Source organism: Bosea vestrisii (genome assembly GCF_030144325.1).
GTDB classification, from domain to species: Bacteria; Pseudomonadota; Alphaproteobacteria; order Rhizobiales; family Beijerinckiaceae; genus Allobosea; species Allobosea vestrisii_A.
Map to the genome: position 1 here is coordinate 2,154,070 of NZ_CP126307.1, position 23,046 is coordinate 2,177,115.

The 23,046-nt window shown below is 67.0% G+C and carries 23 protein-coding genes and 1 pseudogene; 11 read left to right on the plus strand and 13 right to left on the minus strand.

Going from position 1 to position 23,046, the window contains the following annotated elements; all coding sequences use genetic code 11:
• Nucleotides 1-28: 28 nt before the first annotated feature.
• The 4 genes and pseudogenes from QO058_RS10750 to mdlC form a co-directional block, all read right to left on the minus strand.
• Nucleotides 29-1,363, minus strand: a complete 1,335-nt coding sequence (locus QO058_RS10750; protein WP_284172004.1) for a TRAP transporter large permease — start codon at nucleotides 1,361-1,363, stop codon at nucleotides 29-31.
• Complete coding sequence (locus tag QO058_RS10755; RefSeq protein WP_284172005.1) at nucleotides 1,360-1,908, minus strand: TRAP transporter small permease; 549 nt, start codon at nucleotides 1,906-1,908, stop codon at nucleotides 1,360-1,362. The genes QO058_RS10750 and QO058_RS10755 overlap by 4 nt, the downstream gene beginning before the upstream one ends.
• Before the next feature lie 231 nt (nucleotides 1,909-2,139).
• The gene (locus QO058_RS10760) at nucleotides 2,140-3,594 is read right to left on the minus strand and encodes an aldehyde dehydrogenase (RefSeq protein WP_284172006.1); all 1,455 of its coding nucleotides are present in this window, start codon (nucleotides 3,592-3,594) and stop codon (nucleotides 2,140-2,142) included.
• Nucleotides 3,595-4,059: 465 nt separating this feature from the next.
• Nucleotides 4,060-5,226: pseudogene (gene mdlC, locus QO058_RS10765) on the minus strand (benzoylformate decarboxylase); the annotation flags it as partial.
• Nucleotides 5,227-5,305: 79 nt separating this feature from the next.
• Here mdlC and QO058_RS10770 point away from each other — a divergent pair.
• Nucleotides 5,306-6,244, plus strand: coding sequence for a LysR family transcriptional regulator (locus tag QO058_RS10770; RefSeq protein WP_284172007.1), 939 nt, complete (start codon nucleotides 5,306-5,308; stop codon nucleotides 6,242-6,244).
• A 25-nt stretch (nucleotides 6,245-6,269) separates the two neighbouring features.
• Here the strand turns inward: QO058_RS10770 and QO058_RS10775 are convergent, their stop codons facing one another.
• From QO058_RS10775 to QO058_RS10795, 5 genes are all read right to left on the minus strand, one after another.
• A complete protein-coding gene (locus QO058_RS10775) occupies nucleotides 6,270-6,761 on the minus strand; it encodes a DUF411 domain-containing protein (protein ID WP_284172008.1) in 492 nt (163 codons plus the stop codon).
• An 8-nt stretch (nucleotides 6,762-6,769) separates the two neighbouring features.
• Nucleotides 6,770-7,054, minus strand: a complete 285-nt coding sequence (locus QO058_RS10780) for a heavy-metal-associated domain-containing protein (RefSeq protein ID WP_284172009.1) — start codon at nucleotides 7,052-7,054, stop codon at nucleotides 6,770-6,772.
• A 92-nt stretch (nucleotides 7,055-7,146) separates the two neighbouring features.
• On the minus strand, nucleotides 7,147-8,265 hold the full coding sequence (locus QO058_RS10785) for an ABC transporter ATP-binding protein (protein ID WP_284172010.1): 1,119 nt from the start codon (nucleotides 8,263-8,265) through the stop codon (nucleotides 7,147-7,149).
• A complete protein-coding gene (locus QO058_RS10790; protein ID WP_284172011.1) occupies nucleotides 8,262-9,968 on the minus strand; it encodes an ABC transporter permease in 1,707 nt (568 codons plus the stop codon). The genes QO058_RS10785 and QO058_RS10790 overlap by 4 nt, the downstream gene beginning before the upstream one ends.
• Nucleotides 9,969-10,107: 139 nt before the next feature.
• Nucleotides 10,108-11,436, minus strand: coding sequence for an ABC transporter substrate-binding protein (locus QO058_RS10795; protein WP_284172012.1), 1,329 nt, complete (start codon nucleotides 11,434-11,436; stop codon nucleotides 10,108-10,110).
• Between the two features lie 161 nt (nucleotides 11,437-11,597).
• Here QO058_RS10795 and QO058_RS10800 point away from each other — a divergent pair, with 161 nt between their 5' ends.
• Both QO058_RS10800 and QO058_RS10805 read left to right on the plus strand, forming a co-directional pair.
• Nucleotides 11,598-12,242, plus strand: a complete 645-nt coding sequence (locus tag QO058_RS10800) for a DUF47 domain-containing protein (RefSeq protein ID WP_284172013.1) — start codon at nucleotides 11,598-11,600, stop codon at nucleotides 12,240-12,242.
• A 15-nt stretch (nucleotides 12,243-12,257) separates the two neighbouring features.
• Nucleotides 12,258-13,271, plus strand: a complete 1,014-nt coding sequence (locus QO058_RS10805) for an inorganic phosphate transporter (protein WP_284172014.1) — start codon at nucleotides 12,258-12,260, stop codon at nucleotides 13,269-13,271.
• A 12-nt stretch (nucleotides 13,272-13,283) separates the two neighbouring features.
• On the opposite strand, the gene QO058_RS10810 is transcribed toward QO058_RS10805, so the two are convergent.
• Entirely contained in the window at nucleotides 13,284-14,165 is an 882-nt protein-coding gene (locus tag QO058_RS10810) for a TIGR01459 family HAD-type hydrolase (RefSeq protein WP_284172015.1), read from the minus strand.
• A gap of 145 nt (nucleotides 14,166-14,310) precedes the next feature.
• On the opposite strand from QO058_RS10810, the gene phnD reads away from it, so the two are divergent.
• From phnD to QO058_RS10835, 5 genes are all read left to right on the plus strand, one after another.
• The gene (gene phnD, locus QO058_RS10815; RefSeq protein WP_284172016.1) at nucleotides 14,311-15,360 is read left to right on the plus strand and encodes a phosphate/phosphite/phosphonate ABC transporter substrate-binding protein; all 1,050 of its coding nucleotides are present in this window, start codon (nucleotides 14,311-14,313) and stop codon (nucleotides 15,358-15,360) included.
• A 21-nt stretch (nucleotides 15,361-15,381) separates the two neighbouring features.
• The gene (gene phnC, locus QO058_RS10820; protein WP_284172018.1) at nucleotides 15,382-16,173 is read left to right on the plus strand and encodes a phosphonate ABC transporter ATP-binding protein; all 792 of its coding nucleotides are present in this window, start codon (nucleotides 15,382-15,384) and stop codon (nucleotides 16,171-16,173) included.
• Nucleotides 16,170-17,801: a phosphonate ABC transporter, permease protein PhnE gene (gene phnE, locus QO058_RS10825; protein WP_284172019.1), complete on the plus strand. Its 1,632-nt coding sequence runs from the start codon at nucleotides 16,170-16,172 to the stop codon at nucleotides 17,799-17,801. The genes phnC and phnE overlap by 4 nt, the downstream gene beginning before the upstream one ends.
• 95 nt (nucleotides 17,802-17,896) lie before the next feature.
• A complete protein-coding gene (locus tag QO058_RS10830) occupies nucleotides 17,897-18,445 on the plus strand; it encodes a chromate transporter (protein WP_284172020.1) in 549 nt (182 codons plus the stop codon).
• A gap of 9 nt (nucleotides 18,446-18,454) precedes the next feature.
• Nucleotides 18,455-18,991 (plus strand): chromate transporter, encoded by a 537-nt coding sequence (locus QO058_RS10835; protein ID WP_284172021.1) that lies wholly within the window; start codon nucleotides 18,455-18,457, stop codon nucleotides 18,989-18,991.
• 26 nt (nucleotides 18,992-19,017) lie between these two features.
• On the opposite strand, the gene QO058_RS10840 is transcribed toward QO058_RS10835, so the two are convergent.
• Nucleotides 19,018-19,536, minus strand: a complete 519-nt coding sequence (locus QO058_RS10840) for a thioredoxin family protein (protein WP_284172023.1) — start codon at nucleotides 19,534-19,536, stop codon at nucleotides 19,018-19,020.
• 68 nt (nucleotides 19,537-19,604) lie between these two features.
• Here QO058_RS10840 and QO058_RS10845 point away from each other — a divergent pair, with 68 nt between their 5' ends.
• The 3 genes from QO058_RS10845 to QO058_RS10855 are packed head-to-tail and all read left to right on the plus strand — an operon-like array spanning nucleotide 19,605 to nucleotide 21,593.
• Entirely contained in the window at nucleotides 19,605-20,009 is a 405-nt protein-coding gene (locus tag QO058_RS10845; RefSeq protein ID WP_284172024.1) for a thioredoxin family protein, read from the plus strand.
• A complete protein-coding gene (locus QO058_RS10850) occupies nucleotides 20,006-20,386 on the plus strand; it encodes an ArsR/SmtB family transcription factor (RefSeq protein WP_091837552.1) in 381 nt (126 codons plus the stop codon). The genes QO058_RS10845 and QO058_RS10850 overlap by 4 nt, the downstream gene beginning before the upstream one ends.
• Nucleotides 20,387-20,414: 28 nt before the next feature.
• Complete coding sequence (locus QO058_RS10855; RefSeq protein ID WP_284172025.1) at nucleotides 20,415-21,593, plus strand: YeeE/YedE family protein; 1,179 nt, start codon at nucleotides 20,415-20,417, stop codon at nucleotides 21,591-21,593.
• On the opposite strand, the gene QO058_RS10860 is transcribed toward QO058_RS10855, so the two are convergent.
• Nucleotides 21,514-22,404, minus strand: coding sequence for an MBL fold metallo-hydrolase (locus QO058_RS10860; protein ID WP_284172026.1), 891 nt, complete (start codon nucleotides 22,402-22,404; stop codon nucleotides 21,514-21,516). The two genes, QO058_RS10855 and QO058_RS10860, sit on opposite strands and share 80 nt — an antisense overlap.
• Before the next feature lie 17 nt (nucleotides 22,405-22,421).
• The gene (gene soxX, locus QO058_RS10865; protein ID WP_432212035.1) at nucleotides 22,422-23,045 is read right to left on the minus strand and encodes a sulfur oxidation c-type cytochrome SoxX; all 624 of its coding nucleotides are present in this window, start codon (nucleotides 23,043-23,045) and stop codon (nucleotides 22,422-22,424) included.
• Nucleotide 23,046 lies beyond the last annotated feature (1 nt).

The following is a 23,046-nucleotide window of genomic DNA, read 5'->3' on the forward strand; positions in this document are numbered from 1 at the left end:
GTTGTTGTCTGCTTCGTGGTGAACTGCCTCACAGCGCGCCGAACGCCTTGACCAGGACGAGCGAGATCGAGGGGAAGGCGACGAGGACGACGATGCGGACGAGATCAGAGGCCAGGAAGGGCATCACGCCCTTGAAGGTCTCGACCAGCGGAACGTCCTTGGCCAGGCGATTGATGATGTAGACGTTCATGCCGACCGGCGGATGCACCAGGCCGATCTCGACCACCATCAATGCGAGGATGCCGAACCAGATCGACTTGTCCTCGACCGACATGCCGTAGAAGTCGAGCCCGATGATCATCGGATAGAAGATCGGGATCGTCAGCAGGATCATCGCCAGCGAGTCCATGACGCAGCCGAGCAGGATGTAGATCACGAGGATCATCGCCAGCACGAAGAGCGGTGCGAGGCCGCTGTCCTTGACCCAACCCGCAAGCTCCGCCGGCATCTGCGACAGGGCCAGCGCCGTGTTCAGCATGTCGGCGCCGAGCAGCACCAAGAGGATCATCGCCGTCGCCTGCGCCGTGCCGAGCGCGCTGTCGATCAGGCCGCGTAGCCGCATGCCGCCGCTGACCACCGCGATCGCGCCGCAGGCCGCCGCGCCGATCGCAGCCGCCTCGGTCGGTGTCGCCCAGCCGCCATAGATGCCGACGATGACGATCACGAAGACGAGGATCACCGGGAGTACGCCGGCGAGGACCTTGAGGCGCTCCGGCCAGGGCACGCGCGGGCCGGCCGGCCCCGCTTCCGGATTGCGGCGCACGACCAGCTGCACCACGAACATGTAGCCGAACATCGCGATCAGGCCGGGCAGGACGGCGGCCATGAACAGCTTGCCGATCGATTCCTGGGTCAGGATCGCGTAGATCACCAGCGGCACCGAGGGCGGGATCATGATGCCGAGCGTGCCGCCGGCCGCGAGCGCGCCAGTCGCGAGGCTCCCCGAATAGCGGTAGCGGCGCAGCTCCGGCAGGGCGACCTGGCCCATCGTCGCCGCGGTCGCGAGCGAGGAGCCGCAGATCGCGCCGAAGCCGGCGCAGGCGCCGATCGCCGCCATGGCGACGCCGCCGCGGCGATGGCCGATGAAGGCGCTGACGCAGCGGAACAGGCTCGCCGACAAGCCGCCATGGGTGGCGAACTGGCCCATCAGCAGGAAGAGCGGAATGACCGTCAGGTCGTAGTTCGACAGGCGGGCATAGGGAATCGATTTCAGGATGTTGAGCCAGGGCGCCCAGTTGCCACCCATCAGATAGACATAGCCACCCGAGCCCGCGACGAACATCGCGATGCCGATCGGCACGCGGAACGCCATCAGCGCGAGCAGACCTGCGAAGATCGTGAAGCCGACCGAGATCCCGCTCATCGACGGGCTCCCTCGCGATGCGCCGCTTCTTGAACATGACGCGTCGCCATGTAGAAGCCGGCCAGCGCCAGCATCGCAAAGCCCGGCACCATCGCGATCTGCGCCCACCAGACCGGGATATCGAGGATCGCCGAGGTCTCGCCGTCCTCGCGGGTACCGATCGCCCCGACATAGACGCGCCAGGTCAGCACGGCACCGACAAGCCCGACAAGGAGCGAGCCGAAGGCATCCAGCATGTGATTGACCCATGGCGGGGCGGCCGCCGTGAAGAAGTCGACCTTCACGTCGCCGTGGTTGAGGTGGCAGTAGGCGAAGAAGGCGGCAGAAGCGGCCGCCGCGACCATCTGTAGAAGTTCGACATCGCCGGGAATGGGGGCGGACAGGAGCTTGCGGCCAACGATCGAGACGATCGACATGCCGACCAGGCCGACGAACAAGAGCCCTCCGGTGATCGCCAGAACCTTCGAAACGGCGAGCAACACGCGCCCGGACGCCCCGAAGGCAATCGGATCGTTCGCTACCTGGCCCGGCACGGCTTCCTGCATCGGCTTTCTTCCCCTTGTTGGTCGTCGTCGCGCTTGTTTCCGCGCGTCCGGTCGTCAGGCGGCCCGCTCCGCCATCCAGGTGGTTCAGTAAATTATTTCACATGTTAAATAATGTGCAACAGGAAATTCGGGACAGCAGGGCCATCTCGCCTGCAGGGTTTGCCGGACGTCTTCGTCCGACCTCTCGATGATGACCATGCATCCCTTTGTAACGACGCTCATCTCTCGCACCTAGAACGGGTAATGGCGTGGCGCGGTCTGTAGCGTCAGCCAGCGCAATTCGGTGAAGGATTCGATGCCGGCGCGCCCGCCGAAGCGGCCATAGCCGCTGTTCTTGACGCCGCCGAACGGCATCTGCGCCTCGTCATGCACGGTCGGACCGTTGACATGGCAGATGCCGGATTCGATGCGGCCAGCAACGCGCCAGCCGCGCGCCGTGTCGCCCGTGAACACCGCGGCCGAAAGCCCATAGGGATTGTCGTTGGCGCAGGCGATCGCCGCCTCCTCGCCGTCGACGCGCACGATCGCCTTGACCGGCCCAAAACTCTCCTCGCCGTAGATCCGCATCGCCGGGGTGACGTGGTCGAGCAGCGTCGCCGGAAACAGCGTCGTATCCGCCTTGCCGCCGGAGACGAGCGTCGCGCCCTTCGCCAAGGCGTCGTCGATCAGGGCGTTGCAGCGCTCGACCGCCTTCATGTCGACCACCGAGCCGAGCACGACCGGTCCCTGGCGCGGATCGCCAAGCGGCAGCTTCTGTGCCTTGGCGGCAAGGCGCGCGACAAAGTCGTCAGCGATGCGGCTGTCGACCACGATCCGTTCGGTCGACATGCAGATCTGGCCGGAATTGGCGAAGGCGCCGAAGGCGATGCCGGCGACCGCCGCGTCGAGATCGGCATCGTCGAGGACGAGCGCCGGCGCCTTGCCGCCGAGCTCCAGCACGACCGGCTTCAGATGCTCCGCGCAAAGCTTCGCGATGATGCGGCCGACATGGGTCGAGCCAGTGAAGTTGACGCGCCTGACCGCCGGATGCGCCACCATCGCCGCGACGACCTCGGCTGCGTCCTCAGGCGCATTGGTGACGAAATTGACCACGCCATCCGGCAGCCCGGCCTCCTGCAAAGCTGCAATGATCAGCCCATGTGTGCGCGGGCAGAGCTCCGAGCCCTTCAGCACGACGGTATTGCCGCAGGCGAGCGGCACGGCGATGGCGCGCGTGCCGAGGATGACCGGCGCATTCCACGGCGCCATCCCAAGTACGACGCCAGCCGGCTGGCGCACCGCCAAGGCGAGGCTGCCGGGCACATTGGACGGGATGACCTCGCCGCTGATCTGCGTCGTCAGCGCGGCGGCCTCGATCAGCATGTCGGCTGCGAGGTGGACGTTGAACCCGGCCCAGATGGCGGAAGCGCCAGTCTCGGCCGACATCGCCGCCGTAAACTCAGCGGCGCGGGCTTCGAGTGCATGCGCGCCCTTGACCAGCAATTCGCGGCGCTTGGCCGGCGGCGTCTGCGACCAGGCCGGGAAAGCGCGAGCGGCGGCATCGACGGCCGCGCGAGCGTCGTCGACTGTGGCCGCGGCGGCGCGGCTCGCGACCGAGCCGTCGAGCGGGTTGAGGCGCTCGAAGACGCGCCCGCCGGTCGCCGCGACCGCCTTGCCGTCGATCAAAAGGTTGATGGTATCGGTCATCTCTCGATCCTCGAAGCTCAGGCGATCACGATGTCGATCAGGTTCGGCCCGGAAGCCGCGAAGGCGGCGCGCAGGCGCGGGGCGAGGTCCTCGGGCCGCTCGACCCGCTCGCCCGGCACGCCCTGCCCACCAGCCAATTGCGCGAAATCGAGGCCCGGCAATTCGGTTCCGGCCGGCTTGTCGTTCGGCGCATAGCCGAAGACCGGGGCGAAATCCTGAAGCGCCGCATAGCGACGGTTGTTGAGGATCAAAAAGGTCATCGGCAGGTCGAGCTGCGCGGCGCTGTAGAGCGCCTGGATCGAATAGAGGCTGGAGCCGTCGCCGATCAGCGCGATCGTCCGCCCGGGCTGCTTCATGCGCTGGCGGGCCAGCGCGACACCGACCGCCGCCGGCATGCTGTGTCCGGAGCCCGCCGCTCGCCATGGTGTAGAAGCTGTCGGCGCCGCTCATCGGCAGATAGGTCTGGATCGTCGAGCGGGTGCTCGGAGCCTCCTCGACCACGACGTCGTCGGGGTGGCGTTCCCGGTCGATCACCGAGAGCGCATAAGCGGCCGACATCGGCACACCGGGTGAGGGTGTCTGCGGAGCGGGTCGGAACAGCGATGCCTCGCGTCCGGCGCCAGGCGCGCTGGCGGCGAGCAGCGCACCTACCCCTAGATCGAGACTGGCGACGACGCTGTCACCGACCGGCGCCCAGGCCGCCTGCTGCGGATCGTCGACGATCTGCGCGAGCTGCGCTCCCTCAGGAATATGCGGCCCGTTGCCCTCGACATGATAGGTGAAGGCCGGCGCACCCAGCACCAGGATGAAGTCATGCGGGGCGAGGCGCTCGACGATCTTCTCGCGCATCGCCGGCAGGAAGCCGCAGAACTGGGGATGGCGCTCGGGGAAACCGCAGCGCGCGCTCATCGGCGCGACATAGATCGAAGCGTGGTGGCGCTCGGCCAGCGCGACGACGTCGTCGACGGCCTGGTCACGCGCGACGCCCGCGCCGACGACGAAGGCCGGCCGCCTGCTGGCGTTCAGGCGCTCGGCAACCGCCGCGATGCCATCGGGCGCCGGCGCAATCGCCTGACTGACGCGGCGCGGCAGGACGAACTCGCTCGGCTGATCCCAGTCATCGGCCGGGATCGAGATGAAGACCGGGCCGCGCGGCGGCTGCATGGCGATGTGATAGGCCCGCGCCAGAGCGAGCGGCAGGTCGGCGCCGCGGGCCGGCTCGATCGCCCATTTGACATAGGGCTTTGGCAGCTCGGTCGCCTGCACCGAGGCAAGGAACGGGTCGAAGGGCAGGATCGAGCGCGCCTGCTGGCCGGCCGTGATCAGCAGCGGCGTCTGGTTCTTGAACGCCGTGAAGATGTTGCCCATGGCATGGCCGACGCCGGCGGCCGAGTGCAGGTTGACCAGCGCGGCATTGCGCGTCGCCTGCGCATAGCCGTCGGCCATGCCGACCACGACCGCTTCTTGCAGACCGAGCACATAGCGGAAATCCTCCGGATACTCCCGGAACATCGGCAGCTCGGTCGAGCCGGGATTGCCGAAGACCGTGTCGATCCCAAACTGGCGCAGCAGGTCGAGCACGGCTTCCCTAACGGTCGGGCGGGCAGAGGATGATGTGATGTCAGCTGGCATGCGCGTCCCTCGGATCGGCGGCACTGTGGCGGCACGCTGGCCATTGCTCAATTAGATGAAGCGACTAAGTATTATTCGCATGGCGAATATCGATACGATCGACCTGAACCTGTTGAGATTGTTCGATGCGGTCTACCGCACCCGCAATGTCAGCCGTGCGGCCGAGGAGCTAGGCCTCTCGCAGCCCGCGACGAGCCAGGCCCTGACACGCTTGCGACTGCTGTTGCGCGATCCGCTGTTTGAGCGCGTCGCCGGCGGCGTGCGGCCGACCGCCCGCTCCGAGCGCCTGGCGCATTCGGTCCAGGCCGGCCTTGCGCTGCTCGAAGCCGGCCTGAAGGAGGATGAAAGCTTCGATCCGGCGACCACGGACGCCGAGTTGCGCCTGCATCTCAGCGATATCGGCGAGGGCCGCTTCTTGCCGCCGCTGATGACCACCTTCCGAGAGATCGCGCCGAACCTGCGCATCACCTCGCGCGCCTGGCCGCCGGACGCGATTTCCGAGGCCCTGGACAATGGCCAGCTTCATTTCGCGCTGGGTTTTCTCCCGACCGTCAGCGGCTCCGCCCAGGCCGAGATGCTGACCGATCGCTACCAGATCTTCGTTCGCGCCGGGCACCCGGTCACACGTCAGGCCGTCGACGGCGCCTTGAGCGCCGACGCTATCGCGCGGCTGGACTTCGTCTCCGTGCGCTCACACGCCCAGACGCAGCGGATCCTGGAGATGCTGCATCTCGATCCGCGCATCCGCCTCGTCGTCTCCAGCTTCACGGCGCTGCCGCCGATCATCCGCGCCACCGACCTAGCCGTGCTGATGCCGCGCCAGATTGGCCTCGGCCTCGAGCCGGTCGCGTCCTTCGCCCTGCTTGAGCCCGCCTTGCCCCAGCGCGATTTCAGCGTGGCGCTGCATTGGAGCCGGCGGCACGCGCAGAACGCCATGCTGCGCTGGGCGCGCGGGGTCATCCTGGAGCTGTTCCAGAGCCCCCAGCGATCAGAGCCCCCCGAGATGGCCGGCGGCTAGGTCGATCATGCCGCGGGAGCGGCTGTCAGATCTGCTTCAGCCCGCGATAGCGCGCGAAGACGTTCTGCCGGCTGGCGGAGAACACCACGACGTCATAGGCATCCGGCGCCTGGCCGGGCACTTCCATGCCGGGCGAGCCAACCGGCATGCCGGCGACGGCGAGGCCCGTGACCTTGGACCGCTCGGCAAGCAGGCGCTTGATCGCCTCGGCTGGCACATGGCCTTCCACGACGTAGCCGCCGACTTCGACGGTATGACAGGAGGCGAGCGCATCCGGCACGCCGAGCTTGAGCTTGAGCGGCGCGACATCCGCGACCTCGACCACCTCGACCGGGAAGCCGGCCGCCCGCACATGCTTGACCCAGTTGCCACAGCAGCCGCAACTCGGATCGCGGGTCACGACCATCTTCGGCAGCGTCTCGGCGGCGGCCGCAGGGCGCGATAGCCCGAACGTAGCGGCCAGCTGCGCAGCGCCGATCAGCAGGCCGCGGCGGGATGGGGAAAGCTTGCTTGTCATGTCCTGCCTCAACCGACCTGATCCACGCTCGGCGTATATCCCGCCGCAACCACGGCCGACCTGATCGCAGCGAAATCAGCCGTGCCCTGCACCCTGACCAGCTTCGAACCCGGATCCGCCGTGACCGCGGTACCTGGAAGCCGGCCCTCGATCGCCTGCTTGATCGTGCCGGCACAATGGCCGCAGGTCATGTCCTCGACGCGAAAGCTGATTGCCCCGCCGGGGGCCGGCGTCGCGGTCGAGGCTGTGGTAGAATGCTGCTGGCAGGAGCACATGGCTGCAATGTCCTTCATTGACGATTGCATCAGCCTGCACCTTCCCACGATGGCAAGGTCAAGGGCCTTTTCGTGCAACCCCGACGCAGGTCTTGTTGCTTGCGACGAGCCTATGCCGGCAGCCAGCGCAGCGAGCGCGGCGACAGCGTCAAGGTCGCCTGACTCCCACTCTCGAACAGCTCGCTGCCCGACTGGAACGGCATGTCGACCGCGACCTCGGTGCTGCCGATGCGAACGCCATAGCGGATGCTCGCGCCGAGGAACTCGCGATGCGCGATCGTGCAAGGCAGCGCGATCGCTCCCCCGCCCGGCGCTCCGTCCGCCGCGAGCGTCGCATGCTGAGGGCGGAAGACCAGCGTCGAGTTCTCCGGCAGGCTCGCCGCCTCCGCGACCGGAACCTGAGCGCCACCCTCGATCTCGAAATGACGACCGGCGCCGCTGCCGACGACACGCCCCTTCAGGATGTTGGCCGTGCCGAGGAAGCCGGCGACGAAGAGATTGGCGGGCCGCTCATAGAGCTCCATCGGCGTGCCGACCTGCTGGACGACGCCATCGTTCATCACGGCGATGCGGTCGCAGATCGTGTTCGCCTCCTCCTGGTCGTGGGTGACGAAAATCGCAGTCAGCCCGAGGCGCTGCTGCAGGTCGCGCAATTCGCGGCGGACCTGCACCCGCATCTTGGCGTCGAGATTGGAGAGCGGCTCGTCGAGCAGCAACACCTTGGGCTCGACCGCGACAGTGCGCGCTACCGCGACGCGTTGCTGCTGGCCGCCGGAGAGCTGCGAGGGCCGGCGCTCGGCGAGATGGCCAAGCCCGACCAGCCCGAGCGCCGCCTCGACCCGCCGTTCGATCTCGGCGCGCTTCACGCCGCGCTCCTCCAGGCCGAAGGCAACATTGCGGCGAACCGTCATGTGCGGCCAGAGCGCATAGGACTGGAAAACCATGCCGACATCACGCTTCCACGGCGGCAGGTTGGAGATGTCCTGTCCGCCGATCGTGACGCGGCCGGTATCGGCGCGGTTGAAGCCGGCGATCAGCCTAAGCAGCGTGGTCTTGCCGCAGCCGGAGGGGCCGAGGAAGGCGAAGAACTCGCCCGGCTCGATCGCAAGGTTCACGTCCTTCAGCACATGGTTGTCGCCATAGGACAGATTGACGCCCTCGATCGCGACCGAGACGGCCGGCGTGTTGAGCGGAGCGGGAGCGGAGACTAGACCGGCTTGCGAGTTCATAGGCCCCTGGCCTTCTGGCTGCGTTCGACGATGAGATGCGAGAAGAAGGTGCAGGCTGCGACGAGCAGGACAGCGACGACGCCGAGCGCCGCGCCCGGCCCTCGCCCTGCCGCCGACTGGATGAAGACGTAGAGCCCATAGGCCAGCGGTGCGTCGGAATTGGACTGGACCAGCATCAGCGTCGCCGAGAGCTCGACCGCGGCGGTCGCGAACGAGGTGACGAAACCGGCGAGGATGCCGCCGGTCATCAAGGGCACGACGATGCGGCGCACCGTGCGGGCCTTGGTGGCGCCGAGGTTTTCCGCCGCCTCCTCCAACGAGACCGAGATCTGCTGCAGGGCCGCATGGCAGGCGCGCAAGGCATAAGGCAGGCGCCGGATCGCCAGAGCCAGCACGATGGTGATCCAGAGCGCGGCGAGCGGCGTGCCGTCCGGCAAGGTGATGCCGTAGAAGGTCCGTAGGTACCCGATGCCGAGCACGACACCGGGAATGGCGAGCGCGGCCGAGGCCATCCAGTCGAGCCACTCGCGGCCGATCAGCTTGGTACGCAGCATGAGATAGGCGATAGCGACGCCGAGCACGACGTCGATGCCCCCGGCGAGCGCGGCATAGATCAGGGTGTTCTTGATGTAGAGCGAGCTCTCGCCGAAGACGCGGCCGTAATGCGCGACCGTATAGGCGTCCGGCAGCGGCGAGAACGACCAGATCGTCGCGAAGGAGAGCAGCAACAGGCCGAGATGCGGCGCCAGCACCAGCGCCAGGATCAGGATGACGACGCCATAGCCGAGCACAGCCTCGTGCGGGCGCATGACACGCTGCGCGAGCCCGCCGCCGCCGCGCTGTGTGGTGGCATAGTCACGGCCCTTGAGCGCCAGCGCCGAGAGCCACATCGCCAGCACGGAGGCGACGATCAGGACGACCGAGATGACATAGCCCATCGGGTCGGCGATGCCGATCGAGGTCACCCGCAGATAGGCCTGCGGCGCCAGCATATCCTTGACGTTGAGCAGGAGCGGCGTCGCAAGATCGTCGAAGACCTTGACGAAGACGAGCGAGGCGCCGGCGAGATAGCCCGGCAGAGCAAGCGGGAAGACGATCCGCCGGAACAGGCGGAAGCCGGAGGAGCCGAGGTTCTGCGCGGCCTCCTCCATGGCGCGGTCGATATTGCGCAGCGCCGCCGAGAGGTTGATCAGGATGAACGGGAAATAGTGGACCGACTGGACGAAGATGACGCCGTTCAGCCCTTCCATGAAATCGATCTTGAAGCCGAACCAGTCGTCGAGCAGCAGGTTGACCGAGCCGTTGCGGCCGAAGAATAGCTGCATCGCCACGGCGCCGACGAAGGGCGGCATGATCAGCGGCAGGAAGCCGAGCGTCTGCACGACCGCGGCGCCGCGAAAGGCGAAGCGCGTGGTGAGATAGGCCAGCGGCAGCGCCAGCACCGAGGCCCAGACCACCGACATCGCCGAGACGTAGAAGGAATTCCACAGCGAGCGCATGAACAGCTCGGTGCGGGCGAAGTCGTAGAAATTGACCAGCGTGAAGGTCGAGGTGCCCTTCTCGGTGAAGGCGACATAGATCACCGTCGCCACCGGCAGCATCAGGAAGACGAGCAGGAAGACGGCGATGGCGAGCGCCAGCGCGATCTGGCCGGGCGTGGCGGAGAAGGTGCGGGCGCGGGGGAGTGGAGAAACGGCCGTCATGATGACCTGGGCGTTAGCGAACAAGCGGGCCGTCATCCCGGACGCAGCGAAGCTGAGATCCGGGATCCATCGTAGAGCGGTGCGCCTTACGATGGATCCCGGGTCAAGCCCGGGATGACAGAGAGATTTGTCAGTACGCTCAGCGCGCCGCCTTCAGCGCCTCCTCGGCCTTGGCCTTCGCCTTGGCGTAGTTGTCGCGGGCGAAGCTCGCCCACTGGCTCTCGACCTCGGCCTGGCGCGCGCCCTTCTCCTTGGCGCCGGTGAAGGCGCCGCGGAGCTCGGGGCTCGCGGCCTGCGCCTCGGTCACCGGCAAGGCGGCGATCAGGGTGCGGGCTTCGTCGGCGAGCGCTTTGGCCTGGGCGTTCGGCTTCTTGGCGAGCGCCGCGTCGACCTCGTGCAGGGTCTTGGTGACGCCTTTCAGCGCATCGAGCTGGAAGGAGATCAGCTGGTCGAACAGCGTGTCGACCACGGCGGTGCGCGCCTCCGACTTGTCGACGTCGAAGCCGATCATCTTCTGGAAGCGCGGGTCGGTGAAGGGGTTGGGATAATCGGCGCCGGCCTTGGCGTAGACGGCCGGATTGACCGGCAGGCGGCGGATGCCCGGCTCGAGCAGTACCTCCTGGCCGGCCGGCGAGAGCAGGAACTCGATGAAGGCCTCGGCTGCCGCCTTGTTCGGCGGATTGGCGATGATGCCGACATTGGCCGGCACGACCGTGGTCACGGTCGGGTAGACGAACTTGACCGGGAAGCCCGAGGCCTGCGCCGAGAAGGCGAAGAAATCGATGACGATGCCGACGCCGACCTGGCCGGAATTGACCGCCTCCGGCACGCCGAAGGAGCGATCGGTGATCGAGCGGAAATTGCCCGACATCTCCTTCAGCGTCCGCCAGCCCTTCTCCCAGCCCTCGCCCTGCAGGATGGTCTCGACCGTCAGATGCGTGGTGCCCGAGCGTGCCGGCGAGGCGATCGAGACATGGTCGTAGAAGACGGGCTTGGCGAGGTCCTGCCAGTCCTTGGGCTCGGGCAGCTTGTTGGCCTTGGCGTAGCGCTCGTTCCACATGATGCCGTAGCCCGAAGCGGCGAAGCCGAAATAGAAGCCGTCGGGGTCGTTGATCGGATAGGAGCCGATCTTCTCGGGGATGCCGGACGCCTTGGGCTTGTAGGCGGTCAGCAGCTTCTTGCCCTTCAGCACCTCGAAGGCGTCGGGCGCCGAGGCCCAGAACAGGTCGACCTGGTTGTTGGCCTTGGTCTCCTCGACATATTTCACGCCGGCATTGGTGTTGCGGTTCTGGACCTCGAGCGTCACGCCTGGAACCGCCTTCTCGAAGGCCTTCTTGATCGGGTCGGTGACGTCCTTCGAAAACGAGGTGACGACCGTGACCTTGCCCGATGGCGCCTGCCCGTGAGCAGCCGTCGTCGCCAAAGCGAGCCCCAGCGCCGAGACGAGCGCGATCCTGCGTGTAAACATTCAGTCCTCCCTTGATCGTTCTTCACCCGCCGACGTCGAGGTCCGCGGAGGGCAAGGCCGGGAATCCGGATTGCCGTCGTCGCAAAACTGTCACAGAAGGCGCAGGCGTGTCATCCCCGCTGCTTGCTGCGGACTGACGAAGCTGGTGAGAGGCCGTTCCGATGCTGGGCTGGTTCCAGAAACTGCTTCCGAAGGAAGACAAGTTCTTCGTGCTGTTCGAGCGTCATGCTGAGACGCTGAAGGCTGGAGCGCTCGCACTCGACGGCGTGCTCAGCGGGGAAAGGCCGATCGAGACCGGCTGCGCGGAGATCTTCGCCGAGGAGAACCTTGCCGACGCCATCGCCGGCGAGGTGATGCTCGAGGTCGGCCGCACCTTCATCACGCCCTTCGACCGCGGCGACATCGAGGAGTTGATCGGCTCGATGGACGATGCCATCGATCAGATGCAGAAGACCGCCAAGGCAATCCGGCTCTTCGAGGTCGAGAGCTTTTCCCCGAGCATGCAGGAGCTCGGCAAGACGATCGTCGCCGCTTCGCTCAAGGTCGGCGAGCTCCTCCCCATGCTGCGCGACATCAAGAAGCATGCGATCGGCATCGGCGCGCTCGCCAAGGAGATCGGCGCGATCGAGGAGCGCTCCGACCAGCTTTACGATCGCGGCCTGAAGGAGCTGTTCAAGGCGCATCGCGGTACTGACGCGATGGGCTTCATCGTCGGCGCCGAGGTCTATGATCACCTGGAAAAGGTGGTCGACCGCTTCGAGGACGTCGCCAAGCGCGTCAGCCGCATCGTCCTCGAACACCTCTGAGAGGCGCCCCGCGCCGTGGATTTCGCCAGTTTCGCTCCCGTCCTCATCTTCCTGATCGCCGTCGCGCTGCTGTTCGACTTCCTGAACGGCCTGCACGATGCCGCCAACTCGATCGCGACTATCGTCTCGACCCGGGTGCTGGCGCCGCAATGGGCGGTGTTCTGGGCCGCCTTCTTCAACTTCATCGCCTTTCTGTTTTTCGGCCTCCACGTCGCCCAGACGGTCGGCTCCGGCATCATCCAGGCGGCGATCGTCGACGACCGCGTGATCTTCGGCGCGCTCACCGGCGCGATTGTCTGGAACGTCGTGACCTGGATTGCCGGCATCCCGTCGAGCTCGTCGCATGCCTTGATCGGCGGGCTGGTCGGGGCCGGCCTGTCAAAAGTCGGCCTCTCCTCGATCGTCTGGTGGGGGCTCGGCAAGACCTTCATCGCGATCTTCATGTCGCCGGCGATCGGCTTCGCGCTGGCGCTGCTGCTGGTGCTGATCGTCTCCTGGACCTTCCTGCGGGTCGCGCCGATCAAGGTCGATTCGACCTTCCGCCTCCTGCAATTCGTCTCGGCCTCGCTCTATTCGCTGGGGCACGGCGCCAATGACGCGCAGAAGACGATGGGCATCATCGCCGTGCTGCTGTTCTCGCACGGGATGATGGGCGAGACCTTCTCGGTGCCGTTCTGGGTGGTGATCTCCTGCCAGGCGGCGATGGCGCTCGGCACGCTCTGCGGCGGCTGGCGCATCGTCCACACCATGGGCTCGAAGATCACCCGGCTCTCGCCGCAGCAGGGTTTCTGCGCCGAGACCGGTGGCGCGATCACCCTGTTCATGGCGACCTATCTCGGTGTCCCCGTTTCGACCACGCACACCATCACCGGCGCGATCATCGGCGTCGGCGCGGCAAGGCGGGTCACGGCGGTGCGCTGGGGCGTCGCCCGCGGCATCGTCTTCGCCTGGATCGTCACCATGCCGGCAGCGGGCCTGATCTCGGCGCTGGCCTATTTCGTCTCCGGCCTGTTCCTGACCGGGCGCTGAGCAGCTTCTCCGTCAGCCGAGCAGCGGCAGTGCATAGGTCGGAGTCCGGCCGGCGCGGGCGAAGAGCGCGAGGCAGCTCGCCCTGCCCATCGCTGCGCCATCCCAGCCGATATCGCCGCGATGGATGCCGCCACCGATGAAGACGCTGTCGAGGCCCGCCGCCTGCGCACCAGCGATGTCATGCTCCAGCGAATCGCCGATCGCGACGACACGGCTCCGGTCGAGCCCGAGCCGGGCAAGGCAGGTGCGATAGATCCGCGGCTCGGGCTTGCCATGATAGCGCACCGCGCCGCCCAGTTGCTCATAGGCCCGCGCGACGAGGCCAGGTGCCTCCTGCAGGCCGCCGGTGGGGCTGGCGCGATGCAGGTCCGGATTGGCGCAGATCATCGGCAGGCGCTGCCGGCTACCCGCTTCGAGCAGCTCCATCCAGCCGGCGACCGACTGCCGGGGCGGGTCCATGGTCATCAGGAGGATGAAATCGGCGGTCTCGACCTCATCGACAAGCTCGAGCCCGAGCCCGTCCGCCAGATGCGCTTCGCCTTCTCGCGCCAGCAGCAGGCAGCGGCGCCCAAGCGCTTGGTAAAGCGGCTCGTCGCGCGTCGCCAGAGCCTCGCGGGCATCGTCGCCGGCCGAGACGACCTCGTCATAAAGCTCGCGCGCAAAGCCCAGCTTCGCCAGCTGCACGGCGTTCTCGCTGCCGAGGCGGCCGGAATTCGACAGGATGATCAAGCGCTTGCCGGCACGGCGCAGTGCTTCGAGCGCGGCCACGGCGCCGGGATAAGGCCGGACGCCGTCATGCAGCACGCCCCACTGGTCGAGCAGGAAGCCGTCATAGCGCGGCACCAGCGCGGCCAGGTTGTCCGGAAAGGTTGTAGAAAGAAGCTGTCGCATCATCAGGGTTGGGGCCACGCCGGCTGTTGCCGTGGACAAGGCCACTTTAGTCGTAAGGCTAGGGCTCTCGCTCGGCTGGAATATGACAGTTTTGTGTCACATACTATAGCCAGCTTATAATGAAGAACGACCGGGAGATACGCTACCAATGACCAAGATACTGACTTGCCTGTCCGCCACGACCTCGCTGCTCCTTGGCCTCGGGCTCGCCGGCGCGGCGCAGGCACAGGACGCCTGCCCCAATCGCGGCCAGCTCGATACGATGTATTGCGACGCCAACAAGGACCTCGTCGCCGACGTGCCGACCGACGCCTCGAAGCAGAAGGACCCGTCGGCGCTGGTCTGGGCCTATACGCCGGTTGAAGACCCCGCCGTCTACGCCAACATTTTCAAGCCGCTGACCGACCATCTCGCCACCTGCACCGGCAAGCGCATCGTCTATTATCCCGTGCAGTCGAACTCGGCCGAGATCGAGGCGATGCGCTCCGGCCGCCTGCATTTCGCCGGCTTCTCGACCGGCCCGACCGGCTTTGCGGTGAACCTTGCCGGCGCGATCCCCTTCGCCGCCAAGGGCTCGGCCGCCGGCGTGCGCGGCTACAATCTCGTCGCCGTGGTCAAGGCGTCGAGCCCCTATCAGAAGCTGGCCGATCTCAAGGGCAAGAAGGTCGCTCACACCTCGCCCTCGTCGAATTCCGGCAACCTCGCGCCGCGCGTGCTTTTCCCCGAGCATGGGCTCGAAGCCGACAAGGACTACAAGCCGCTGATGTCCGGCGGCCACGACAAGTCGATCCTCGGCGTCGTCTCGGGTGACTACGACATGGGCGCGGTCGCCGGAGACGTCTATGAGCGCATGGTGGTGCGCGGCACGATCAAGAAGGATGACGTGCGCGAGATCTATCGCAGCGCGATCTTCCCGACCTCGTCCTTCGCCTATGCGCACGACCTCAAGCCCGAGCTCGCCAAGAAGCTGACCGACTGCTTCTTCTCCTTCCGCTTCACCCCGGAGATGACCAAGGAGTTCAACGGCGACGACCGCTTCCTGCCGATCACCTACCAGAAGGACTGGGCGGTCGTGCGCGACGTCGCCGAGAAGTCGGGCACGCCCTACAACAAGTCGGCCTACGACACCGAGGCCAAGCGCGAGGCCGACGAACTCGCCAAGAAGAAGGCGCAGCAGCCAGCGCCGGCCAAGCCCTGACGCGAAGGCCGTAACAAGCTCATGAGCGCGATTCCCGCCGCAGAAGCGCCCGGCCATGGCCGGGCGCTCGTCATCCGCAACCTCGTCAAGGAGTACCGCAAGGGGCAGCCGGTCCTGCGCGACATCTCGCTGAGTGTCACCGAACCCGGCATCGTCGCGATCATCGGCCCATCCGGCACCGGCAAGTCGACGCTGATCCGCTGCATCAACCGGCTGGTCGACCCGACCTCAGGCTCGATCATGCTGGGTGGGACCGATCTGGCGAAGCTGCAGGGCGAGGCGCTCAGGGCCGCACGCAGGCGGCTCGGCATGGTCTTCCAGGAGTACAACCTGGTCGAGCGGCTGACGGTGATCGAGAACGTGCTCTGCGGCCGGCTCGGCTATGTCCCGGTCTGGCGTGCCTGGACGCGGCGCTTCCCCGAGGAAGACATCGCCCGCGCCTTCGCCCTGCTCGAATCGGTCGGCCTCGCCGATTTCGCCACCCGCCGCGCCGACCAGCTCTCCGGCGGCCAGCGCCAGCGCGTCGGCATCGCTCGTGCGGTCATGCAGGAGCCCGACCTGATCCTTGCCGACGAGCCGACCTCTTCGCTCGACCCCAAGACCTCGGTCGAGATCATGGAGCTGCTCGCCAAGGTCGGCCGCGAACGCGACATCCCGGTGCTGGTCAACATCCACAATGTGGCGCTGGCCCGCCGCTATGCGCTGCGGATGATCGGCATGTCGAAGGGCGTCGTCGTCTATGACGGCCCGCCGGCCGGACTTCAGGAAAGCCATCTCGCCGAGATCTATGGCGGCGAAGGCTGGATGGAATGAGCGCTCTTCCCGTCAGCGCCGGCAGCAGCCTGCGCGCCCGTGCCTTTCCGGCGAATTGGCCGCTGCGCATCGGCGCGCTGCTGTTCGTCGCCTATGTCATCTACGCCGCCGGCATCGTCGACATCCGCTGGGAACGCTTCGTCCAGGGCCTCGGCAACGGCGCGCGCTTCCTCGGCCGCATGTTCCCGCCGAACCTGGCCCATGACAAATTGCAGCTGCTCGCGCAGGGCATGCTGGAATCGCTGCAGATCGCCATCATCGCGACCGGGGCCGGCGTGCTGCTCGCCTTGCCCGTCGGCCTCTGCGCTGCCCGCAACCTGATGCCCTTGCCGGTGACGGTGCTGGCGCGCGGGCTGATCGCGCTCTGCCGCACCTTCCACCCGGTCATCGTCGCCATCCTTTTCGTCAAGGCCGTCGGCTTCGGCGCGCTGGCCGGCATTCTCGCGCTGATCGTCGCGACCATCGGCTTCATCGCCAAGCTGATCGCCGAGGCGATCGAAGAGATGTCGATGAAGCCGATCGAGGCGCTGCGCGCCGCCGGCTCGCCTTTCCTCTCGGTGGTGACCATGGGCGTGGTGCCGCAGGTGCTGCCGCGCTTCATCGGTTTCGCTGCCTACCAACTCGATTCGAACCTGCGCAATTCCGCTCTTGTCGGCCTGGTCGGCGGCGGCGGCATCGGCGCCACCCTGTTCACCGCCTTCCAGCGCTTCGACTATGATTTCGTGCTGACCATCATCATCGCGATCATCCTGGCGGTGATGGCAGGCGAGATCCTCTCCGCCTTCATGCGCCGGGTCTACCAAGACGAGGCGCCGAGCGGAGAGGTGAAGATCGGCGCCTCCGGCCCGGTCTGGCACCGCTTCACCACGGCCGAGCGCAGCATGCGCCTCGCCTTCTGGGGCTTGGCGGCGGTGGCGCTCGGCTGGTCGGTCCAGACCATCGAGATCATCCCGGAATTCCTCTATGACGCCCCGGCACAGACGGTCGATCTCTTCGCAAGGATGTGGCCGATCGACTGGGCCTATTTCCCCAAGACCGTGCAGCAGGCGCTGGTCGAGACGCTGCACACCGCGACGCTCGGCACGATCCTGGCGATCCTGCTGGCGACGCCGGTGGCGCTGATGTGCGCCCGCAACATCACCTCCTCGGCCTGGGTCAACACGCTCGGCCGCTTCATCCTGGTCGCGACGCGTTCGGTGCACACACTGGTCTGGGCGCTGCTTTTCGTCGCCGTCTTCGGCCCGGGAGCGCTCGCCGGTGTCCTGGCGGTCGCAGTCCACTCGATCGGCTTCACCGGAAAATTCCTGGCTGAGGCGATCGAGGAGGCCAAGCCCGGCCCGATCGAGGCGCTGCGGGCGGCGGGCGCGCCACGGCGCTCGGTCCTGCTCAAGGGCTTCTGGCCGCAGGTAAAACCGGCCTTCCTGGCTGTCAGCCTGTTCCGCTGGGACATCAATGTGCGCGAGAGCGCCGTGCTCGGTCTTGTCGGTGCCGGCGGCCTCGGGGTCGCCCTGCAGGCGGCGATGGACAATCTCTACTGGGATCAGGTCGGGCTGGTGCTCGCCGTGATCTTCGCGGTGGTGGTCGTCACCGAGATCGTCACCGCCACGCTGCGCGCCAAGGTCATCTAGCGCCACGCGGCTCATGCCGGATATGCGCCGTTGCACTGGTCCAACGGCGCAAACCCTGCATTGTCTGGTCACAGACGCCGCAGGCACGAATGCCCATGCCCGATACGCAGGCCCAGCGGCCGACGCCGCTGCAACTCTTCCTGATCTTCTCCCGCATTGGCCTGACCAGTTTCGGCGGCGGCCTCAGCGGCTGGATGCTCAGGGAGTTCGTGCAGCGGCGTCAGCTGCTGAGCGAGGAGGACTTCCTCAACGGGCTTTCGATCGCGCAGGCCCTGCCCGGCGTCAACGTCACCAACATGGCGATCTGGATCGGCTGCAGGCTCGGCGGACGCAGCGGCGCCATCGCCTCCTGGCTCGGCATGGTCGTCCCGGCCGCGATTGTCATCGTCCTGATCGGCGGCGCCTTCGCCTCGATCTCCGGCTACGAGCTCAGCCATGTCGCGCTCAACGGTGCCGCTGCCGCGGCGATCGGCCTCTCGCTGGCGATGGGGCTGACGGCGGCGCGGCGCGTGCCGCGGCGGGTCTTCCCGCTCGCCGTCATGGCCGCGACCTTCATCGCAGTCATCGTGCTGCAGTTGCCGCTGCTCTGGACGGTGCTGGGCATCGGCTCGCTCAGCGTCGCGGTCTCCTACCACCAGAGCTGAGGGCGCATCGTGCCAGCTACGCCCTTCAGTATCCTGCTCGTCTTCCTGCCGCTCTCGCTGGTCACGATCGGCGGCGGCCAGAGCGCGATCGCCGACATGCATCGCCAGATCGTCGATGTGAACCACTGGCTGACCGCCGCGCAGTTCGTCGACGCCTTCGCCATCGCGCGGCTGGCGCCTGGGCCCGGCTCCCTTCTGGCGACGCTGATCGGCTGGCAGCTCGCCGGCTTCTGGGGAGCCGTCGCCGCGACGGTCGGCATCTTCGGGCCGACCGCCGTGCTGATCTATGCCGTCACCAGCCTCTGGTCGCGCTATCAGGGCGCCCGCATCCTCACCGCACTGGAGACGGGCCTGCGGCCCGTCGCCGCCGGGATGATCCTGGCGAGCAGCTATGTCCTGATCCAGGCACTCGACGGCGGCTGGTTCGGGCGCGGCCTCGCCTTGGTCTCGACCGCCCTCTTGATGCTGACGCCGGTCAACCCGCTGCTATTGATCGCAGCCGGGGCCGGCTGCTTCGTCGGCCTGCATACACTGGCGCTGATCTAGAGTGCGGAGCGCACCGGCCCACTGCTTCAGACGCCGTTCCGGACGGCGCGGAACTGGGCGATGAAGGCTTGCGGATCGGGCAGCGATGCCATGCGGGCGACCTCCCGCTCCTTTGGCGCCTTGGCTGCAAGCCCGCTCACGCTGGTCGGGAAGAACTGGATCGCCGGCGTCCCCTCGATGCCGTAGCGCGCTGCGAACGCCTTCTCGGTCAGCTTGCTCCCGTCGAAATCGGTGACCTCGCGGGCGCCGAGGATATTGAGATGCAGCACCGCGAAATTGTCGCGGATATAGGTTTCGATCGCCGGGTCGGCGAGATGGACCTCGTGCATGCGCCGGCAAGCGGGACAATTGCGCAAGCCCCAGAGGATCGCGAAGCGCTTGCCGCCCTGGCTCGCAGTGCCGAGGTCCTCGGCGAGGTCGAGGAAGCTCTCGAGATACCAGTCCTCCTGGTAGAGCCCGTCCTCGCCAAGCCGCGCTTTCGCCAGGGCCGGCACCGCCGCCATCATCACTATGGTGCCTGCCATCAGGCCGCGTCGTGTGATCATGGCGTCGCCTCCGTACAGAGCCTCGGCGGGCTCTGGTATAAACATATGAATACGACTATGTTCTGAGAATGATTGCAAGCGGGCGATATCGCGCGGGGCTGGCGGCGGCGTTCACGTTGTCGATAGTCCTGTCGCTGCCGGCGGCCGCCGCCGAGCTTGTCATGTACACCCGCACTGGCTGTCCCTTCTGCGTGCGCTTCGAGCGCGAGGTCGCGCCGGTCTACGCCAAAACCCCGGAAGGCAGGGCCGCGCCGCTGCGGCGGATCGAGCTTCCGGCCGGCGGCGTCCGTGGTGGAGAGTTGCGCGAGCCCGTCATCGCCACGCCGACCTTCGTGCTGGTCGAGGATGGCCGCGAGGTCGGCCGCATCACCGGCTATCTCAACGACGACATGTTCTGGGGTTTGCTCGGACGGCTCGTTGCTGTCATTGACACTCCGGACCCGGTTCAACGATCAGTTGCGGAGAAACAATGACCGCGATCGTCTCAAAAGCGCTCGAAACCGAACTGCGCGACGGCGCCGAGTTCTCGCCCGAGCTCGACCAGCTGATGCGCAAGGCCCGCAAGGCCAGCGATTTCCTCAAAGCCCTCTCGCATGAGAACCGGTTGCTGCTGCTCTGCCTGCTCGCCGAGCGAGAGCGGACGGTGACCGAGCTCGAGAACCTGCTCTCGCTGCGCCAGCCCATGGTCTCGCAGCAGCTCGCTCGCCTTCGCCTCGACCAACTCGTCACCACCCGCCGCGACGGCAAGGCAATCTATTACAGCCTTGCCAGCGACGATGTCCGGCGCGTCATCGCCGTGATCTACGACATCTTCTGCAACCCGCCCGGACCCGAAGCCGGGAAATCGTGAGCACCCACCGCCCTCATCGGCGCTGGTCATGATCGCGCTTTCCGCCTGGGGTGCGACGCTCGCAGGCGTCGCCGTGGGCGCAGCCTGCGGCTTTACCGTCCGCCGGGCCCGGCTATGCTCCTTCGGCGCGGTCGAGGATGCCTGGATGGGCGGCGACACCCGCCGGTTGCGGGTCTTCGGCCTCGCCCTCGCCATCGCGCTGATCGGCACACAGACGCTGATCGGCCTTAGCCTGCTCGACCCCGCGAACTCGACCTATGTCCAGCCGGCCCTGCCCTGGCTGTCGATCGTGGTCGGCAGCACATTGTTCGGGCTCGGCATGGCGCTGGTCGGAACCTGCGGCTTCGGTTCGCTCGTCCGGCTCGGCTCCGGCGACCTGCGCAGCCTGATCGTGATGATGGTCTTCGGCGCGGTCGCCTATGCGACCCTGCGCGGCATGTTCGCGCCGATCCGGATCGAGGTGCTGGAGAAGGTCTACTGGCCGCTACCCGGCGGCCTCAAGGGCGACCTCGCCGGCATCCTGACCTATCTCGGCGCGCCCAGCGCGCGCGCGCTGCTTACCGCCGTCGGCGCCCTCGTCCTGATCACCATCGTCGCGGTCGATCCGCGACTGCGGCGCTCGCCGCGCCTGTTGCTGGCGGGCGCGACGCTCGGCCTTGCGGTCGTCGCCGGCTGGTGGGTGACGGGGGTTGCCGTCGATGCCTTCGAGACCGTCCCGCGGGCGCAGAGCCTGACCTTCGTCTCGCCGGTCGGCCGGGCGCTCTATGCCGTGCTGAGCGCGCCTTCCGCCCTGCTCGAATTCGGCATCGGCACGCTTGTCGGCGTGACGCTCGGCTCGTTCCTCTCGGCGCTCTACGATCGCGAGTTCCGCTGGGAAGCCTTCGACGACGACCGCGAGATGCGCCGGCATCTGCTCGGCGCTGTGCTGATGGGCGGTGGCGGCGTGCTCGCCGGCGGCTGCACCATCGGACAAGGCATCTCGGCCGGCTCGATGCTGGCTCTGTCCTGGCCGCTGGCGATCGCCGGCATGATGATCGGCGCGCGGATCGGCATCGCCATTCTGATGGAAGGCTCGATCAAGGGGGCTCTGGCAACGCGGCTGAGGAGCCACACCGCTCCGACCGGCCTCAGGACACCGCAACGAAGCGGTAGGCCGTACCCTGCCGTTCGACCCGCCCGATGGCACCGGGCAGGTGGTAGCCGATGATCTGCCCCTTCTCCTGGCTCAGCCGGTCGAGCAGCCGGCGCCGCGTCGCGACCGCGAGATCGGCGTCATGATCGGACGCCGGGCGCCAGTCCGGCCGCGCGAACGAGATCAGCGGATGCGTCAGCGCGTCGCCGAGCACCATGACCGGCCCGCCAGCCGCCTTGAACGCGAACGAGACATGGCCCGGCGTATGGCCGGGCGTCGCCACCGCCTCGATGCCCGGCAGCCATTCGCGGCCAGGTTCGACCCGCTCAAGCCTGTCGCCGAGCTCCTTGGCGATGCGCTGCGCCCCGGCGGCGAAGGCGTGCCGATCTTCCGGCAAGCCCGCATAGACCTTCGGATCGGTCCAGAAGCCAATCTCGGGCGCGGCCACCAGCCAGCGCGCATTGGGAAAGAGCGGGCTGTCGAAATCGTCGAGCGCACCCCAGAAATGATCGGGGTGGAGATGGGTGAAGAGCACATGCGTCACCGCATCGGGCTCGATCCCGGCCGTCTTCAGGCTCTCGGCCAGCTTGCCCGAGCCGGCCAGGAAATTCGCGCCCGATCCACAATCGAACAGGATGACGTCCTTGCCGCGCTTCAGGCAGGTGACGTTCAGCACCGAGCGCGTCGGCCCCGTCTGCTTTGCCTCGGCGGCAAGCTCCGCCGGCGGAACGTCCCGCGCCAGCATCGAGAGCGGCAGCTCGAAACTGCCGTCGCTGAGGACTGTCAACGTTTCCTCGCCGCTGCCGAGCGTCGCAACGACCTGCGCCAGAGCCGGAGAGGCCAGGGCGCAGGCGCCGGCAGTGACGAACAGGCGACGCGTCAGCATGTCTGCTCCGACAAGGCCTACTTGTTCACCGGCGATTCCGGATCGAACAGATAGGCCATCACATCCTTGATCTGCTGCTCGTCCAGCACCTTGTTGACGCCGAAACGCGGCATGTTCGAGCAGGGCACCACCGCCATCGAATTGTAGATCTTGGTGTAGGCGTCCTTGATCGTCTCGGGATCGTATTTGCGGTCCTTGCCATAGGCCGCGAGGCTCGGCCCCAGCGTGCCGTAGCTGACCTCCTTCGGATCGAGCTGGTGACAGGCGAAGCAGTTGCCGCCGGCGACCGTGCCGGCCGGGTCGGAGAATTGGCCGCCGCGGCCGTTATTGGCGACCTGATAGCCGTTCTTCCAGTTGCCGAGGAACTTGCCGTCGGCAGGGTAGACGACGCGCGCCGATTCACGTTTCACCATCTCGTCGGACTGCGCCGAGGACGGGTTGTTCCGCGTCACATTGCAGACCGAAAGCGAGTCGTCCGGCTTGATCCTGGCCTGCCATTCGGCCGAGGCCTTGCCGAAGGTCGACTTCAGATAGGCGTCGATCACAGCCTGCGACGGCCGGTCCTGGGCAGTGGCCGAACCCGCGGCGAGCAGCAGGGCCGCCAGGGGCAGGGCTGCCAGGGGAATGCGAACCTTGATCATC